Source organism: Burkholderia lata, assembly GCF_902499335.1.
Lineage (GTDB): Bacteria > Pseudomonadota > Gammaproteobacteria > Burkholderiales > Burkholderiaceae > Burkholderia > Burkholderia lata_B.
Map to the genome: position 1 here is coordinate 402877 of NZ_CABVQK010000009.1, position 15195 is coordinate 418071.

At 68.1% G+C, this 15195-nt stretch carries 14 protein-coding genes; 7 read left to right on the forward strand and 7 right to left on the reverse strand.

All coding sequences use genetic code 11. The features are described 5' to 3' along the window. Nucleotides 1–4: 4 nt before the first annotated feature. The gene (gene opcM, locus BCO18175_RS24045) at nt 5–1540 is read left to right on the forward strand and encodes a multidrug efflux transporter outer membrane subunit OpcM (RefSeq protein ID WP_174971112.1); all 1536 of its coding nucleotides are present in this window, start codon (nt 5–7) and stop codon (nt 1538–1540) included. Between the two features lie 93 nt (nt 1541–1633). Here the strand turns inward: opcM and BCO18175_RS24050 are convergent, their stop codons facing one another. Continuing rightward, on the reverse strand, nt 1634–2230 hold the full coding sequence (locus BCO18175_RS24050; protein WP_174984759.1) for a TetR/AcrR family transcriptional regulator: 597 nt from the start codon (nt 2228–2230) through the stop codon (nt 1634–1636). A gap of 125 nt (nt 2231–2355) precedes the next feature. On the opposite strand from BCO18175_RS24050, the gene BCO18175_RS24055 reads away from it, so the two are divergent. Beyond that, nucleotides 2356–2787, forward strand: a complete 432-nt coding sequence (locus tag BCO18175_RS24055) for a Tautomerase enzyme (RefSeq protein WP_174971107.1) — start codon at nt 2356–2358, stop codon at nt 2785–2787. A gap of 65 nt (nt 2788–2852) precedes the next feature. Here the strand turns inward: BCO18175_RS24055 and BCO18175_RS24060 are convergent, their stop codons facing one another. Continuing rightward, the gene (locus BCO18175_RS24060; RefSeq protein ID WP_174984762.1) at nt 2853–3743 is read right to left on the reverse strand and encodes a LysR family transcriptional regulator; all 891 of its coding nucleotides are present in this window, start codon (nt 3741–3743) and stop codon (nt 2853–2855) included. A 99-nt stretch (nt 3744–3842) separates the two neighbouring features. On the opposite strand from BCO18175_RS24060, the gene BCO18175_RS24065 reads away from it, so the two are divergent. Continuing rightward, the gene (locus BCO18175_RS24065; RefSeq protein WP_174916294.1) at nt 3843–4286 is read left to right on the forward strand and encodes a PACE efflux transporter; all 444 of its coding nucleotides are present in this window, start codon (nt 3843–3845) and stop codon (nt 4284–4286) included. Nucleotides 4287–4432: 146 nt separating this feature from the next. Here BCO18175_RS24065 and BCO18175_RS24070 read toward each other — a convergent pair whose 3' ends face one another. The 5 genes from BCO18175_RS24070 to BCO18175_RS24090 form a co-directional block, all read right to left on the reverse strand. Beyond that, complete coding sequence (locus BCO18175_RS24070) at nt 4433–5284, reverse strand: alpha/beta fold hydrolase (protein WP_174984764.1); 852 nt, start codon at nt 5282–5284, stop codon at nt 4433–4435. Between the two features lie 270 nt (nt 5285–5554). Beyond that, nucleotides 5555–5884 carry a DUF3579 domain-containing protein gene (locus tag BCO18175_RS24075; RefSeq protein ID WP_174916289.1) on the reverse strand — a complete coding sequence of 110 codons (330 nt, stop codon included), beginning with the start codon at nt 5882–5884 and terminating at the stop codon, nt 5555–5557. A 22-nt stretch (nt 5885–5906) separates the two neighbouring features. Next, nucleotides 5907–7268 (reverse strand): sigma-54-dependent transcriptional regulator, encoded by a 1362-nt coding sequence (locus BCO18175_RS24080; RefSeq protein ID WP_174984768.1) that lies wholly within the window; start codon nt 7266–7268, stop codon nt 5907–5909. After that, nucleotides 7258–9141, reverse strand: coding sequence for a sensor histidine kinase (locus tag BCO18175_RS24085; RefSeq protein WP_174984771.1), 1884 nt, complete (start codon nt 9139–9141; stop codon nt 7258–7260). The genes BCO18175_RS24080 and BCO18175_RS24085 overlap by 11 nt, the downstream gene beginning before the upstream one ends. Before the next feature lie 127 nt (nt 9142–9268). Continuing rightward, nucleotides 9269–10633 carry a 2-hydroxycarboxylate transporter family protein gene (locus BCO18175_RS24090; protein ID WP_174984773.1) on the reverse strand — a complete coding sequence of 455 codons (1365 nt, stop codon included), beginning with the start codon at nt 10631–10633 and terminating at the stop codon, nt 9269–9271. 433 nt (nt 10634–11066) lie between these two features. On the opposite strand from BCO18175_RS24090, the gene BCO18175_RS24095 reads away from it, so the two are divergent. From BCO18175_RS24095 to BCO18175_RS24110, 4 genes are read left to right on the forward strand one after another with little or no spacing between them, the layout of a single operon-like run. After that, complete coding sequence (locus BCO18175_RS24095) at nt 11067–11897, forward strand: MetQ/NlpA family ABC transporter substrate-binding protein (RefSeq protein ID WP_174984776.1); 831 nt, start codon at nt 11067–11069, stop codon at nt 11895–11897. Nucleotides 11898–11908: 11 nt separating this feature from the next. Then, nucleotides 11909–13321 carry an LLM class flavin-dependent oxidoreductase gene (locus BCO18175_RS24100; RefSeq protein WP_174971091.1) on the forward strand — a complete coding sequence of 471 codons (1413 nt, stop codon included), beginning with the start codon at nt 11909–11911 and terminating at the stop codon, nt 13319–13321. Between the two features lie 18 nt (nt 13322–13339). Next, a complete protein-coding gene (locus BCO18175_RS24105; RefSeq protein ID WP_174984779.1) occupies nt 13340–14524 on the forward strand; it encodes a methionine ABC transporter ATP-binding protein in 1185 nt (394 codons plus the stop codon). Beyond that, entirely contained in the window at nt 14517–15173 is a 657-nt protein-coding gene (locus BCO18175_RS24110) for a methionine ABC transporter permease (protein WP_046546161.1), read from the forward strand. Before BCO18175_RS24105 ends, BCO18175_RS24110 begins: the two co-directional genes overlap by 8 nt. The last annotated feature ends 22 nt before the right edge of the window (nt 15174–15195 follow it).

Below are 15195 nucleotides of genomic sequence, written 5' to 3' on the forward strand. Positions count from 1 at the left end.
GAAGATGAATAACATGCACAACACGAATGGCCTGATGCGCTTCGCGAAGGTGGCGGCCGCGAGCACCCTGCTCGCGACGCTGCTCGCCGCGTGCGCGGTGGGGCCCGACTACAAGCGCCCGGATGCGCCGACGCCCGCCGCGTTCAAGGAAGCGCCGACGCTCGCCGCCGGCGAACAGGCCGGCACGTGGAAGACGGCCGAGCCGTCGGACGGCACGCATCGCGGCGAATGGTGGAAGGTGTTCGGCGACCCGGTGCTCGATTCGCTCGAGACGCAGGCGCTCGCCGCGAACCAGAACCTGAAGGCCGCGGCCGCGCGAGTCGAGGAAGCGCGCGCGGCGACGCGTACGGCACGCTCGCAATGGTTCCCGCAGATCGGCGCCGGCTTCGGGCCGACGCGCCAAGGGCTGTCGTCGGCGTCGCAGTTCCAGCCGCAGGGCACGGGCCCGACCAACGCGACGCTGTGGCGCGCGCAGGGCACGGTGTCGTACGAAGCCGACCTGTTCGGCCGCGTCGGCCGCAACGTCGAGGCGTCGCGTGCCGACCAGGCGCAGAGCGAAGCGCTGTTCCGTTCGGTGCAGCTTGCGCTGCAGGCGGACGTCGCGCAGAACTACTTCGAACTGCGTCAGCTCGATTCCGACCAGGACCTGTACCGCCGCACGGTGGAACTGCGCGACCAGGCACTGAAGCTCGTGCAGCGCCGCTTCAACGAAGGCGACATCAGCGAGCTCGACGTGTCGCGCGCGAAGAACGAACTGGCGACCGCGCAGGCCGATGCGGTCGGCGTCGCGCGCCGGCGCGCGGCGTCCGAGCATGCGCTCGCGATCCTGCTCGGCAAGGCGCCCGCGGATTTCGCGTTCAAGGAAACGCCGATCGTGCCGGTGGCGGTGAAGGTGCCGCCGGGCCTGCCGTCCGCGCTGCTCGAACGCCGCCCGGATGTATCGGCGGCCGAGCGCTCGATGGCGGCCGCGAACGCGCGGATCGGCCTCGCGAAGTCCGCGTACTTCCCGAAGCTCGATATCACCGGGGCGTTCGGCTATGAAGCATCGACGCTCGGCAACCTGTTCCTGTGGTCGAGCCGCACGTTCCTGCTCGGGCCGTTCGCCGGCACCGCGCTGACGCTGCCGCTGTTCGACGGCGGGCGTCGTGCGGCCGGCGTGCAGCAGGCGCGCGCGCAGTACGACGAGCAGGTCGCGAACTACCGGCAGCAGGTGCTCGTCGCGTTCCGCGAGGTCGAGGACAATCTCGCCGACCTGCGCCTGCTCGACGACCAGATCCGCGCGCAGGATGCGGCCGTCAACGCGTCGCGGCGCGCGGCGACGTTGTCGCGCACGCAGTATCAGGAAGGCGAGGTCGCGTATCTCGACGTGATCGACAGCGAGCGTTCGGTGCTGCAGTCGCAACTGCAGTCGAACCAGTTGACCGGCGCGCAGGCCGTGTCGACCGTGAACCTGATCCGCGCGTTGGGCGGCGGGTGGGGGGCGGCGCCGACGGCGGTAGGCGACGCGGCGTCCGTCAAGGAGGATGTAGCGGCGCGTTGATGCACCGGCCCGCGACGGGCCGACGTAACGGGTAGCCGATCGAAGGGCCCCGATCCGTGACGACGCGGATCGGGGTTTTTTATTGGCGGCCGGTCAGGCCTGTTGCTCCGGTTTCACGTCCGTACGTTCGGCGATCACCACCGCGTAGCGGCCGACCGCATCGGCGATGCGCTGCGCCAGTTCGGGATCACGCACCGCTCGCGCGAGCGTGACGCCGCCCGACAGCAGCGCGAGGAGCGCGATCGCGCGATCGTCATCGGGTGGGTTGTCCATCCCGGCCGACACTTCGTCGATGATCTGCCGCAGTGCCTGCTCATATGCGTCGCGCGTTTCGTCGTCGGCGCGCATCACTTCCGGGGACAGGCTCGGCAGCGCGCAGCTTTCGCCGAGTTCGCAGGTGCGCCGCGGGCCGAGGTAGAACGACACGAACGGGCGCCGCCAGCGCGCGCCATGCTCGGCCTTGAACGTCGCGACGCCTTGCCGGAGCTGGGCGAGGCCATCGAGGACGACCTGCCGGAACGCTTCGCCCTTCGTTTTGAAATGGCCGTAGAACGCGCCGTTGGTGACGCCCGCCGCCTTCGTCAGCGGACCGATGCCGGAGCCGCCATACCCTTCCTGGCGGAACAGGCGGCTCGCGGCATCGAGGATGCGCGTGCGGGTTTCGTGCTTGTGCTCGACGGAATAACGCATGACAGGCTCGCTTCAGAGCGATCGCTCTTTATCTTGAATAGAGAGCGATCGGTGTCTAATGTATAGAGAGTGACTGATATTTATATCACGTCACCTGACCGATGACCTGACCAGGAGAAAGTGCGATGCCGATTACGCTGACAGTATCCGAAGGGGTGTTCACGCCGGACGACGAGGGGCCGGTGTTTGCCGAGTTGACCGATGCGCTGCTGGAAGTCGAGGGATTGACCGGGAATGCGTTCCTGGCGCCGAACGTGGTGGGCACGCTCAACGTGCTGCCGCGAAACCGGACCTTCGTGCACGGGCGCGCGGAGCCTGCCGCGTTCGTCGAATTGAAACTGCCTGCCGTGGCGCTCGCGGCGCCCGACACGCAGCGGCAATTCGTCGAGCGGGCGACCGCGATCGTGCTGCGCCGCGCCGGAGGGCGGCTGACGCCGGCGCAAGTGTGGGTGAACGTCGTCCATGCGGTCGACGGCGGATGGGGGATTGCCGGGCGACGCTATGACAACGCGTCGCTCGTCGATTCGATCCAGGGTGCGGCGGCGGCAGCGCACTAATCGCAACTAACGGTCAAGCCGTCGGGCGTTGACCGGCGGAGTGGCGGCGTTCGCCGCCACTCCGGTCATTTTCCGTCGCCGGCAGCCCGCAGCGCGCGGACCAGTTCGCTGGCCGCCTTGCCGAGCCCCGTGTGTTTCGGCCGGCGCAGGAACACGGGCAGCGGGAGCCCGTTGCGGATGTTCGCGAACACGAGCGGCGCGAGGTCGCCGTCGGCGACGTATCGGCCGGTCACGGATTCGGGCAGGTTCGCCCAGCCATGTCCGGCCTTCACGAGTGCGATTGCGGTCGCCATGTCGGTGACTTTCCACGTGCGGTTGCCGATCAACGGCCGCACGTCGGTCAGCGGCCGCTCGGGATCGGCGATCACGATCTGCCGGAAACCGGACAGCCGCTCGATCGCCTCGGGTTGCGCGCATTCGGCGATCGCCGGATGGCTCGGCGCGGCGACCGCAACGAGCGTCTCGGTCCACAGCCCGTGGATCTGCTCCTGCGGATGCAGGTCGAGCCCGCCATACGCGACACAGAGATCGACAGCGCCGCGATGCAGCGCATCGACGATCACGTCCTGCGGCGCCGTGACGATGCTGATCGCGAGCGCCGGGTATTTCGCGGCGACAGCGGTCAGCGCGCGGGCAACGGGCGCGCCGTCGAGTTCGGCGGCGAGGCCGAGCCGCAACGTATCCTCGACGCCTTCCGACAGGTGCTGCGCATGCGCGCGCAGCGCGTGCAGCCGTTCGGCGATCGAGCGCGCATCGGGCAGCAGCGCAGCCATCGCGGCGGTCGGCGTCGGTTCGCGTGTGCCGCGATCGAACAGCACGAGGTCGAGTTCGGCCTCGAGGTTCGCGATCGCCATGCTGATCGCCGACGGCGTGCGGCCGAGCGCACGCGCGGCGGCGGAAAACGAGCCTTTGTCGATGACGGTCAGCAGCATGTCGATGTGGTCGCTGGTCAGCATGCACTGGCCTCCTGTCAGAAAAATTGAAAGGACCTGACTTTTGCGGACGCGCTACCCGCTGATAGTCTCGCCACCTTGTTCGATAGAAGGTGGATGGTCATGCAAGGGTGGAAGAGACGCATAGTCTACGTCGTGGTGTTCGAAGTGCTCGGCATCCTGATCGCATCGTCGGTGCTCGGCATGCTGAGCGGCGCGAGCGTGGCGACGAGCGGCGCGATGGGGGTGATGATCTCGACGACGGGCGTCACCGTCAATTTCCTGTACAACCTCGCGTTCGAGGCGTGGGAGCGCAGGAGCGCGGCGACGACGCGCACGGTCGGGCGCCGCGTGGTGCACGCGATCGGCTTCCAGGTCGCGCTCGTGACGTTCCTGATCCCGCTGATCGCGTGGTGGCTCGACGTGTCGTTGCTGCAGGCATTCCTGTACGACGCGGTGCTGATCGTGTTCTTCCCGATCTTCACGTTCACGTACAACTGGGCGTTCGACAGCGTGTTCGGGCTGCCGGATTCGGTCACGCGCAAGGCGGAGCCGGCTGTGTGGTAAGTCGTGCTGACGGAATTGCGCAGGCGGATTGACGGGACGGACGCACCGGTGACGCACGGCGGTTGATGAAGCGGCGATGCGGCGCGTATCCGCATCGTCGTTGAACAGCGAGGAGAACGGGCGGCGCAGAAGCCGCCCGAGGGAACTTACGCGGCGACGAACTCGTGCACGAAGCGGTTGAACACGGCGGGGCTTGCCGCGTTCATCCCGTGCGACGCGCCGGCGACGGTCTGCCGTTGCGCATTGCCGATCCACTGCGACAGCGTGTCGACGTTGTTGCGGAACATCTTCGGGCTGCGCTGGCCGTCGATCAGCAGCGTGCGGCATGCGATGTCGCCGGCCGTGTGCTGCGAGTACGCGGGCAGCGGGTCGCGCAGTTGCTTCGGCAGCGTGCTCGCATTGTCGATCGCCATCGTGCGGAACCGCGACGTGCTCTTCTTCCATGCACCGGGCAGGCTCACGGAATCGACGAACATCTCGAGGCCCGATTCGACGTCGCCTTGCCCGATCAGGTTCACGGCCTTCGTGCGCAGTGCGATCGCGGCGGCCGGCAGCGCGGCTTCGCGCACGCCCGGCTGTTGCAGCGGGCCGCCCGGATCGGCGAGCGTCAGCGATTCGACGAGCTGCGGATGCTGGCGCGCCACGTTGAACGCGACGCTGCCGCCGCGCGAGTGGCCGACCAGATGCACGGGGCCGAGATCGAGCGCGTCGATGAATTCGGCGAGCTCGTCGACGTGGTTCTGCCAGCTGAACTCGTCCTGGATGCCCGCTTCGACGGCCGGCCAGTAATGGCTCAGGCTCGGCGCGATGCAGCGGTAGTGGGCCGACAGCGACGCGAGCTGCGGATCCCAGTAGCGGTAGTCGCACAGCGAGCCGTGCACGAACACCATCGGCGCACCGCTGCCCCGCTCGACATACGGCAGGCTGATGCCTGACGAAAGCGTCGCAAATTGCAGGTCGGGGTTCGCGAGCACGGACGGCTCGATTCGCATGTTCATGACTGAAAGACTCAAAGGTGCGTCAACACGACGCAACTATGCATCACGGCGACCTGCAAGGAAAACGCATAATTTTCATCGTCACGATCAATTTTATTGATGGCTCGGCCGCAAACCCTTGTCGGAAGGAGACGGGTGTCGATGCTTTCAATCGTCTAACGATTGGTCGCGAAGCCGGACACGCCTGAAACGGGCGTGCGGCGGCCTGCGCACCCGCACATCGCAACCGTGGAAAAAGGGGGGACGCGAGCCGCGCAAGCGGCCCGCGTGTCAGCGCACCGCCAGCGCGGGCGCGGTCTGAAGCTCGACGGGGAGATCGTTGTCGGCCGCGAACTGCATCGCGAAATCGAATGCGTCCGCGCAGACGGTGCGCAATTCGTCCGACACGAACAGGCATTTGACGTTGCCGTCGACCGCGGGCATCGCGAGCCGCGACAGCGCGCACGGATAGCCGGGCCGCCGTTCGCCGACGAACAGCGTGATGACGCCCGCGAGGCGCTCGGGCCAGTCGCTCGGGCGGAAGGTTTTCTGCGCGCGCGTGACGCCGCGGATCAGGTGGCCGGTGATGCGGCCCTGTTCGGTAACTTCGATGCGATCCATGCTGTGCGTGTCCTCGTTCGCGTCATTCGCCGCCATCGGCCGCCGCGTCGCCGCGCGCGGGAATCCGCAGGTTGCGCAGCTTGTGATAGAGCGTTTTCTTCGGCATCCCGAGCGCTTCGCTCGCTTCCGCGACGTTGCCGTTGTGACGCTGCAGCATGTCCTCGATCAGCATCCGCTCGAAATACGCGAGCTGTTCCGCGAGCGTGCCGCCCGCGGCCGACGTGCCGCCGGACGACAGCAGGCTGTCGCCGGTCAGCCCGAGCACGAAGCGGTCGGCCACGTTCTGCAGCTCGCGCACGTTGCCGGGCCACGCATGCGTCATCAGTTCGGATACCTGCGCAGCCGTGACGACCGGCGCCGGCTGCCCGAAGCGCCGCGCGGCCGCGAGCACGAAATGCTCGAACAGCAGCGGCACGTCCTCGCGCCGTTCGCGCAGCGGCGGCAACTCGATCTGCGCGACGTTGAGGCGATACAGCAAGTCCGCGCGAAAGCGGCCATCGGCCGCGAGTTCGGCAAGATCGGCCTTCGACGCCGCGACCACGCGGCAGTCGACCGGAATCAGCTCGTTCGCGCCGAGCCGCTCGACCACGCGCTCCTGCAGCACGCGCAGCATCTTGATCTGCAGCGTGATCGGCATCGTCTCGATTTCGTCGAGGAACAGCGTGCCGCCGTCCGCCCATTCGATCTTGCCGATGCGCTTCTTGATCGCGCCGGTGAACGCGCCGGCTTCGTGACCGAACAGTTCGCTCTCGAAGACCTGCTCCGGCAGGCCGCCGCAGTTCAGCGCGACGAAATGCGCGTCGCGCCGGCCGCCGAAGTCGTGCAGGCTGCGCGCGATCAGTTCCTTGCCGGTGCCGGTTTCGCCGGTGATCAGCACCGACACCGACGTATCGGCGAGGCGCAGGATCTTCTTGCGCACGTCGGCCATCGCGGGCGACTTGCCGAGCACGAACGCCTCGATGCCCTGCCAGTTGTTCAGCGCCGCGCGCAGGCCCTGCACCTCGAGTGTCAGGCGGCGCTTCTCGACCGCGCGTGCGACGCGCCCCGCGATCACGTCCGACGAAAACGGCTTCTCGATGAAGTCGTACGCGCCGACCTGCATCGCGCCGACGGCCGTCGAGATATCGGCATGGCCGCTGATCAGCACGACCGGGATCTGCGCGTCGATGGCCATCACGCGATCGAGCAGCTGCAGCCCGTCGATGCCCGGCATCCGCACGTCCGACACGATCACGACCGGCGCACCGGGCGCGACGTGATGCAGCGCGTCGGCGGCCGACGCGAACGCATCGACCGCGAAGCCGGCAAGCGCCACTGCCTGCTCCACGCCGATCCGGACGTTTTCATCGTCCTCGACGACCAGCACCCGAATCTCATCTTCCATGCTCTGTCCTTTGCAGCGTGGCCGCCGCGAATTCGATACTGAACTGCGCGCCGCCTTCGTCGCGGTTCGTCGCGGCGATCTTCGCGCCGAACGCCTCGACGATGCGCGACGTGATCGCGAGGCCGAGCCCGAGGCCCTGGCCGCGCGGCTTGGTCGTGACGAACGGCTCGAACAGGTGCGGCAGCACCTCGGGCGCGATGCCCGCGCCGCTGTCGGCGACGGTGAAGCGCACGCGGCCGGCTTCGTCCGGCCCGGCGGCCTCGATGACGATGCGGCGCACGGGCGCGTCGTGTACCGCGTCGAGCGCGTTGCCGAGCAGGTTCACGATCACCTGCTGCAACTGGCTCGATTCGGCCGACACGGCGGTGCCGGGCGCGATGTTCACGTCGAGCTGCACGCCTTCGTCGCGAATCCGCGCATCGTAGATGAGCCGTGCATGCGCGACGGCCTCGTTCAGCGAGACAGCGACGCGCTCGACGTCGGGCTTGCGCGCGAAGGTCTTCAGCTCGCCGGTGAGCACCGCCATGCTGTCGACGAGCTTGCCGATCCGTTCGAGATTGGCGAGTGCCGGCGCGGGCTGGCCGCGCTCGAAGAACGTGCGCGCGTTGTCGCACAGCGTGCGGATCGCGACGAGCGGCTGGTTCAGCTCGTGCGTGAGGCCGGCGGCCATCTGCCCGAGCACCGCGAGCTTGCCCGCGTGCACGACTTCCTGCTGCGACGCGCGCAGCCGCTGCTCGGTGCGCTCGCGCTCGACGATCTCGCGCTGCATCCGTTCGTTCGCGGCCGTCAGTGCGGCCGTGCGCTGCGCGACAGTCAGCTCGAGCTGGTCGTTCGCGCGTCGTAGCGCGTCCTGCGCGTTCAGCCGCGCGACGATCGCCCGGCGGCGCTGGATCGCGTAGCCGGCGAGCAGCGCGGCGATCAGGAACGCGCCGGTGACGAACACGAAGGCCGTCTGCTGCTGGCGCCGCGCGCCCGCGATGTCGAGCAGCACCATCAGCGAATCGCCGGCCTGCGGCGCGGGGCGCGACATCACGAGATAGCGCGTGGTGCGGCCGCTGCGGCGCGTATCGGGGAAGGTGCCGAACCACGCGGCTGCACTGCGGTCGCCGATGTGGCGGTACGGCAGTGCGTCGACCGTGCGGCCCGCGTATTGCCGTGACGCCTGGATGTCGCGCTGCTGCTGCGCGGTGATCGGGCGCAGCGCGGTGAATTTCCATGCGGGTTCGGTCGAGATCACGACCACGCCGTTGCTGTCGACGACCATTGCGGCGACGCCCGGCGCGCGCCACGCCGATTCGAGCGGATCGACGCTGATCTTCACGGCGGCCACGCCGATCGGCACGCCGTCGTCACGCACCGCGCTGGCGAAGTAGACGCCCGGCACGCCGGTGTTGGTGCCGATGCCGAAGAAGCGGCCGCTGCCGCGCGCGAGCGCGTCCTTGAAGTACGGCCGGTACGACACGTTGGTACCGACGAAGCTGAGCGTCTCGTTCCAGTTGCTGGCGGCGATCACGTTGCCCTGCAGGTCGATCACGTCGACCGCGCCGCTGCCCGCGTCGCGGTTCACGGCTTCGAGGTAGGTGTTGACGGTGTGCACGAGCTCGGGGGCGTCATGCGGCGCGGCTTTCAGCATCGTGCGCACGCCGTCCTGCCGCGCGACCAGGCCGGGCAGGATCTCGAAGCGGCCGAGTTCGCTCTTCAGGCTCGACGCATACAGGTCGAGCCGGTGCGCGCCGGTTTCCTCGAGCGCGTCGATCGCGCGTTCCCACGCGAAATCGACGGCCGCGGCCGCCACGCTCACATACAGCACGCCGGCCGATGCCCAACCCCACCACGGGATTCCCTTGAAGCCTTTTTGCACGTTCGCCCTCATCGAAGCCCGCAACCGTCCGTCCGTCGCAATACCCTGAACGACGCCCAGAACGACGCGCGCCGCGCGCCGGCTGGGCCGGCGGCGGCGCGTGCGAAGCGGCCTGCGCGACGGTGCGCGCGGCGGCGCATCATCCGAAGTGTGCGATCAGGATCAGCGTGACCGTGACGACGATCGCGCCGCCGATGCGCGTCGCGATCTGCGCGAACGGCATCAGCTGCATCCGGTTCGCGGCAGTCAGGATCGCGACGTCGCCGGTGCCGCCTTGCCCGCTGTGGCAGGCGTTCACGATTGCGGTGTCGATAGGGTACATCTTCATCAGGCGGCCGACCACGAAACCGGTGCCCATCAGCGTCGCGACGGTCGACACGATCGTGACGACGTTGACGATCGTGAACGCGGCGGTCAGCTTGTCCCACGGCGTCATCGCGACACCGATCGCGAACAGCAGCGGATACGTGACGGCGGTCGAGAAGAACTTGTAGACGACGAACGCGCCTTCCTGCAGCGGCGGCGACACCGCGCGCGCGAGCTTCACGAGCACCGCGAGGAACAGCATCGCGACCGGCGCGGGCAGGCCGAACAGCTTGAACGCCATCAGGCCGACGAGGTACAGCGTGATCGCCGTGATACCGGCGCCCGCGATGTGCGTGACGTCGACGTGGCCGCGGATTTCCTCGTTCTCGGGCGTCATGTCGCCCGATTCGCCGACCTGCAGGCGGCCGTTGCCGGTCAGGTGCGGGAAGCGCTTGCCGATCATGTCGAGCGCGCCCGACAGGATGATCGCGGTCAGGCTGCCGAGCATCACCGGCGGCAGCACCATCGCGAACATCTCGCCTTGCGGCAGGTGCATCAGTTCCGAATAGCCGATCGACAGCGGAATCGCGCCTTCGCCGACGCCGCCCGCCATGATCGGCACGACGATGTACAGCAGCGTGTGGCGCGCGCCGAGGCCGAGTGCGGTGCCGACCGCCGTGCCGACGATTGCGGCCGCGACCGAGCCGGCCGCGAGCGGGATGAAGATCTTCACGAAGCCCTGGATCAGCACGCGGCGATCCATGCTCAGGATGCTGCCGACGATGATCGACGCGATGAACAGGTACAGGAAGTTGGTCGATTTAGTGAATTCGACCGTCAGGTTCAGCACCGGCTTCGGCAGCAGGTGGTAGTAGGTGAGCGCAGACGGCACGAAGGTCGCGAAGATCGCGGCCGCGCCGATGTTGCGCAGCAGCGGCAGGCGCTTGCCGAGTTCCGCGCAGGTGAAGCCGAAGAACGCGAGCACGGCGATCGCCATCGAGATCTCGCCGGGCACCTTGCCCGTCACGGCGAAGCCGACGATCAGCGCGAGCAGGATGAAGTAGACGGGCAGCGGGATGATGCCGATGCGGATTTCCATCAGTTTCCACCAGCCATGCGGCCAGAAGCGCTCGCGCGGGGCGGCGACGGCGTCGGAAACCGGCTCCGGATGGGACGGGGTTTGGATTGAGGTCTGCAAGACGTGTCTCCTGATGTTGGAATGCCTGCATTGCGTCGCGGCATCGTGTGCCGTCTATTACGCAACCCCCGTGCCAGAAATCCGGCCTTCCGGGATATTTTTAATGCATTGATTTATAAGGGATTTGTTTCGTCTGCGGAAAGGGTGACGCGACCGGTTGGCCGAGATTTCGGAATTCGCCCGGCGCGCAGGCCGAGATTTCGGCCAGATGGCCGGCCGGGCCCCCGGTCAGGCCCCCGATCCCGCGTGGCCGCCCGCCATATCGCCGCGCGCGATTTTCTTCGCACAATCGCTTCGTAGACCGTCCCCGCGCCGCTCTCTATCATCGGCTGATCCTTTTCCGATGCGATGACTCCTGTCCGGAGAACGCCCGTGCGTTCGCCGCGGCGTCGCTCATCCGTCGATACCGTCTTTGGACAGGAGAGTGGTTTCCATGCTGCATGCCGTTTTTTCCGCCCGCTTTTCCGCCGGCCGCGTCGCGCGTCTGCTGGCCGCCGCCGTGCTCGGCGTCGCGCTGCTCAATGGCGCGCACGCCGACACCGCGCCGCTGAAGGTCGGCATCTCGACCAGTCCGCAGATCGAGGCACTGAAGGTCGCCGCCAAGGAGGCGAAGGCGCAGGGGCTCGACGTGAAGATCGTCGAATTCACCGACTGGAATACGCCGAACGCGGCGCTCGCGAACAAGGACATCGACGTCAACTACTTCCAGCACATCCCGTTCCTCGAGAACGCGAACAAGCAGGGCGGCTACAACTTCGTGTCGATCGCACCCGGCACGATCATGAAGATCGGCCTCTATTCGAAGAAGGTGAAAAACTTCAGCGAGCTGAAGGACGGCGCGAAGGTCGCGATCGCGAACGATCCGGTGAACGGCGGGCGCGGGCTGTTGCTGCTGCAGCGTGCGGGGCTCATCACGCTGAAGCCGGGCGCCGACTACCGCGCGACGACGCATGACATCGTCGCGAACCCGAAGCACCTGAAGATCATCCCGCTCGAAGCGTCGCAGCTCGCGCGTTCGCTCGACGACGTCGATCTCGCGCAGGGCTACCCGAGCTTCATCAAGCTCGCCGGCACGACCGACCCGAACAGCGCGCTGCTGTTCGACGGCACGGAGAACAAGATCTTCGCGATCCAGTGGGTCGTGCGGCCGGACAGCGTGAACGATCCGCGCATCCGCAAGTTCATCGCGATCTACCAGCAGTCGCCGGCCGTGCGCAAGGCGCTCGACAACGCGTTCGGCTCGCTGTACGCGATCGCGTGGTGACGGAGGCGGGCATGACGACGGCGAACCGCAAGAAGATCCTGCTCAATGCGTTCAACATGAACTGCGTCGGGCATATCAACCACGGGCTGTGGACGCATCCGCGCGACCGCTCCGCGCACTACACCGATCTCGACTACTGGGCCGATCTCGCGAAGACGCTCGAGCGCGGCAAGTTCGACGGGATCTTCCTCGCGGACATCGTCGGCGTGTACGACGTGTTCGGCGGCGGCCCCGATGCCGCGCTGCGCGAATCGGTGCAGGTGCCCGTCAACGATCCGCTGCTGCTCGTGCCCGCGATGGCGCAGGTCACGCGGCACCTCGGCTTCGGCGTGACCGCGAACCTGACCTACGAGCCGCCTTACCTGTTCGCGCGCCGCATGTCGACGCTCGATCATCTGACGAAAGGGCGCGTGGGCTGGAACATCGTCACCGGCTATCTCGACAGCGCCGCGCGCGGGATGGGCCTCGCGCAGCAGATCGGCCACGACGACCGCTACGAGCGCGCGGACGACTACATGGACGTCGTCTACAAGCTGTGGGAACAGAGCTGGGACGACGACGCGGTGATCCGCGACGCACAGGCGCGCGTGTTCGCGCAGCCGGGCAAGGTGCGGCGCGTGAAGCACGACGGGCCGTTCTATTCGATCGACGCGATTCATCTGAGCGAGCCGTCGCTGCAGCGCACGCCGGTGCTGTACCAGGCCGGATCGTCCGCGCGCGGCGTCGAGTTCGCGGGCCGTCACGCGGAATGCGTGTTCGTGAACGGGCAAAGCAAGGCCGCCGCCCGCGCGGCGGCACTCGACATCCGCGCGGCCGCTGCACGGCAGGGCCGCGACCCGGCGTCGATCAAAATCTTCGCGGGCGTGAGCGTCGTGACGGCCGAGACCGAGCGGCTCGCGCGCGAGAAGTTCGACGAATACCGGCGCTACGCGAGCCCCGAGGCCGGCCTCGCGCATTTCGCGAGCTCGACCGGCATCGATTTCGCGAAGTACGGCCTCGACGAGCCGATCTCGTACGTGAAGACCGACTCGATCCAGTCGGCCGTCGACGCGATCTCGCGCAAAAGCACGACCGGCACGTGGACCGTGCGGCGGATGCTCGAACAGATGTCGCTCGGCGGCCGCTATGCGCCGATCGTCGGCTCGCCGTCGCAGGTCGCGGACGAACTGCAGTCGTGGATCGACGAGACCGGCATCGACGGCTTCAACCTGACGCGCACCGTGATGCCTGAGTCGTTCGAGGATTTCGTCGACTGGGTCGTGCCCGAGCTGCAGAACCGCGGCGTCTACAAGGAAGACTACGATCCCGCGCCGACGCTGCGCGAGAAGCTGTTCGGCGCGGGCCCGCGCCTGCCCGCGTGGCACACGGGCGCGCGGCACCGGCCGGCCGCCGTGGCCGAACCCGCGCATCCCGCGCATGCGTGAACGTGACGGAGCGAAGCGATGACGCAATTGTTCGATACGCTGGGTTTCATCGACGCCTCGGCTGTGCGAGCCGGCGTCACGGCCGCGACGCATGATGAAGCGGCGTCGGCCGACTCGGCCGGCGGCGCCGCCGTGTCGCTGGAGCAGGTCGGCAAGGTGTTCGCGACGCCGCGCGGCCAGGCCGCCGCGCTGCGCGACGTGACGCTCGATGTGCGGCGCGGCGAGGTCTTCGGGATCATCGGCCGCAGCGGTGCCGGGAAGTCGACGCTGCTGCGGCTCGTGAACGGCCTCGAACGGCCGAGTTCGGGCCGCGTGCGCGTGCAGGGCGTCGACGTCGGCGCGCTCGACGAGGACGGGCTCGTCGCGCTGCGGCGCCGCACCGGCATGGTGTTCCAGCATTTCAACCTGCTGTCCGCGAAGACGGTGTTCGAGAACGTCGCGCTGCCGCTGAAGATCGCCGGCGTGCCGAAGGCCGAGCGCGTGCGCAAGGTCGAGGCGCTGCTCGAACTGGTCGGGCTCGCCGCGAAGCGCGACGCGTATCCGGCGAGCCTGTCGGGCGGGCAGAAGCAGCGCGTCGGCATTGCCCGCGCGCTCGTGCACGATCCGGAAGTGCTGCTGTGCGACGAGGCGACGTCGGCGCTCGATCCCGAGACGACGCAATCGATCCTCGCGCTGCTCGCCGACATCAACCGCCGTCTCGGGCTGACGATCGTGCTGATCACGCACGAGATGGAAGTGATCCGCGCGGTGTGCGACACGGTCGCGGTGATCGAACAGGGCGAAGTCGTCGAAACGGGCCCCGTGTGGCGCGTGTTCGGCGATCCGCGCCACGGCGCGACGCGCGCGCTGCTCAGCACGCTCGTGCACGACCTGCCGGCCGAACTGGCCGCGCGCGTGCAGCCGCTGCCCGAGCAGGCCGCGCTACCCGACGGCGCGCAGGTCGTGCTCGACGTCCGCTATACGGGCGAGAGCGGCGGCGAGCCGGATGTCGGTGCGCTCGCGGCGGCGCTCGGCGGCTCGGTACGTTTCCTGCACGGCGGCATCGAGCGTATCCAGGGGCATGCGCAAGGGCGGCTCGTGATCGCGGCAGCGCCGCGCGCGGAGGACGCCGGCCAATCGCCGGCCCGCGGCGGCGCGGTTGCCGCGCTGCTCGAACGCGCGCGCCGCCACGCGAATCACGCGGAGGTGCTCGGCTATGTTTGACCTCTGGTGGCCCGAACTGCTCGATGCGATCCGCGACACGCTGTCGATGGTCGCCGCGTCGGCCGTGATCGCCGCGCTGATCGGCATCCCGCTCGCGGTGATCCTCGTGACGACCGCACCCGGCGGCATCTACGAACGGCGCGGCGTGAACGCGGTGCTCGGCGCGCTCGTCAACGTGTTCCGCTCGACGCCGTTCATCATCCTGCTCGTCGCGCTGCTGCCGTTCACGCGCGTGCTGATCGGCACGACGATCGGCGTCTGGGCGGCCGTCGTGCCGCTGTCGATCGCCGCGATCCCGTTCTTCGCGCGGATCGCCGAGGTGAGCCTGCGCGAAGTCGACCGCGGGCTGATCGAGGCCGCGCTCGCGATGGGTGCGAAGCGCCGCCACATCGTCTGGCACGTGCTGTTGCCCGAAGCGCTGCCCGGCATGCTCGGCGGCTTCACCATTACCGTCGTCGCGCTGATCGGCTCGACCGCGATGGCGGGCGCCGTCGGCGCGGGCGGGCTCGGCGATCTCGCGATCCGCTACGGCTACCAGCGTTTCGACACCACCGTCATGGCGACCGTGATCGTGATCCTGATCGCGCTCGTCTCGGCCGTGCAAATCACGGGCGACCGCCTGGTCCGACGCGTGACCCGGCGTACCTGAGCGACGCCACAAGCGTCTGCTC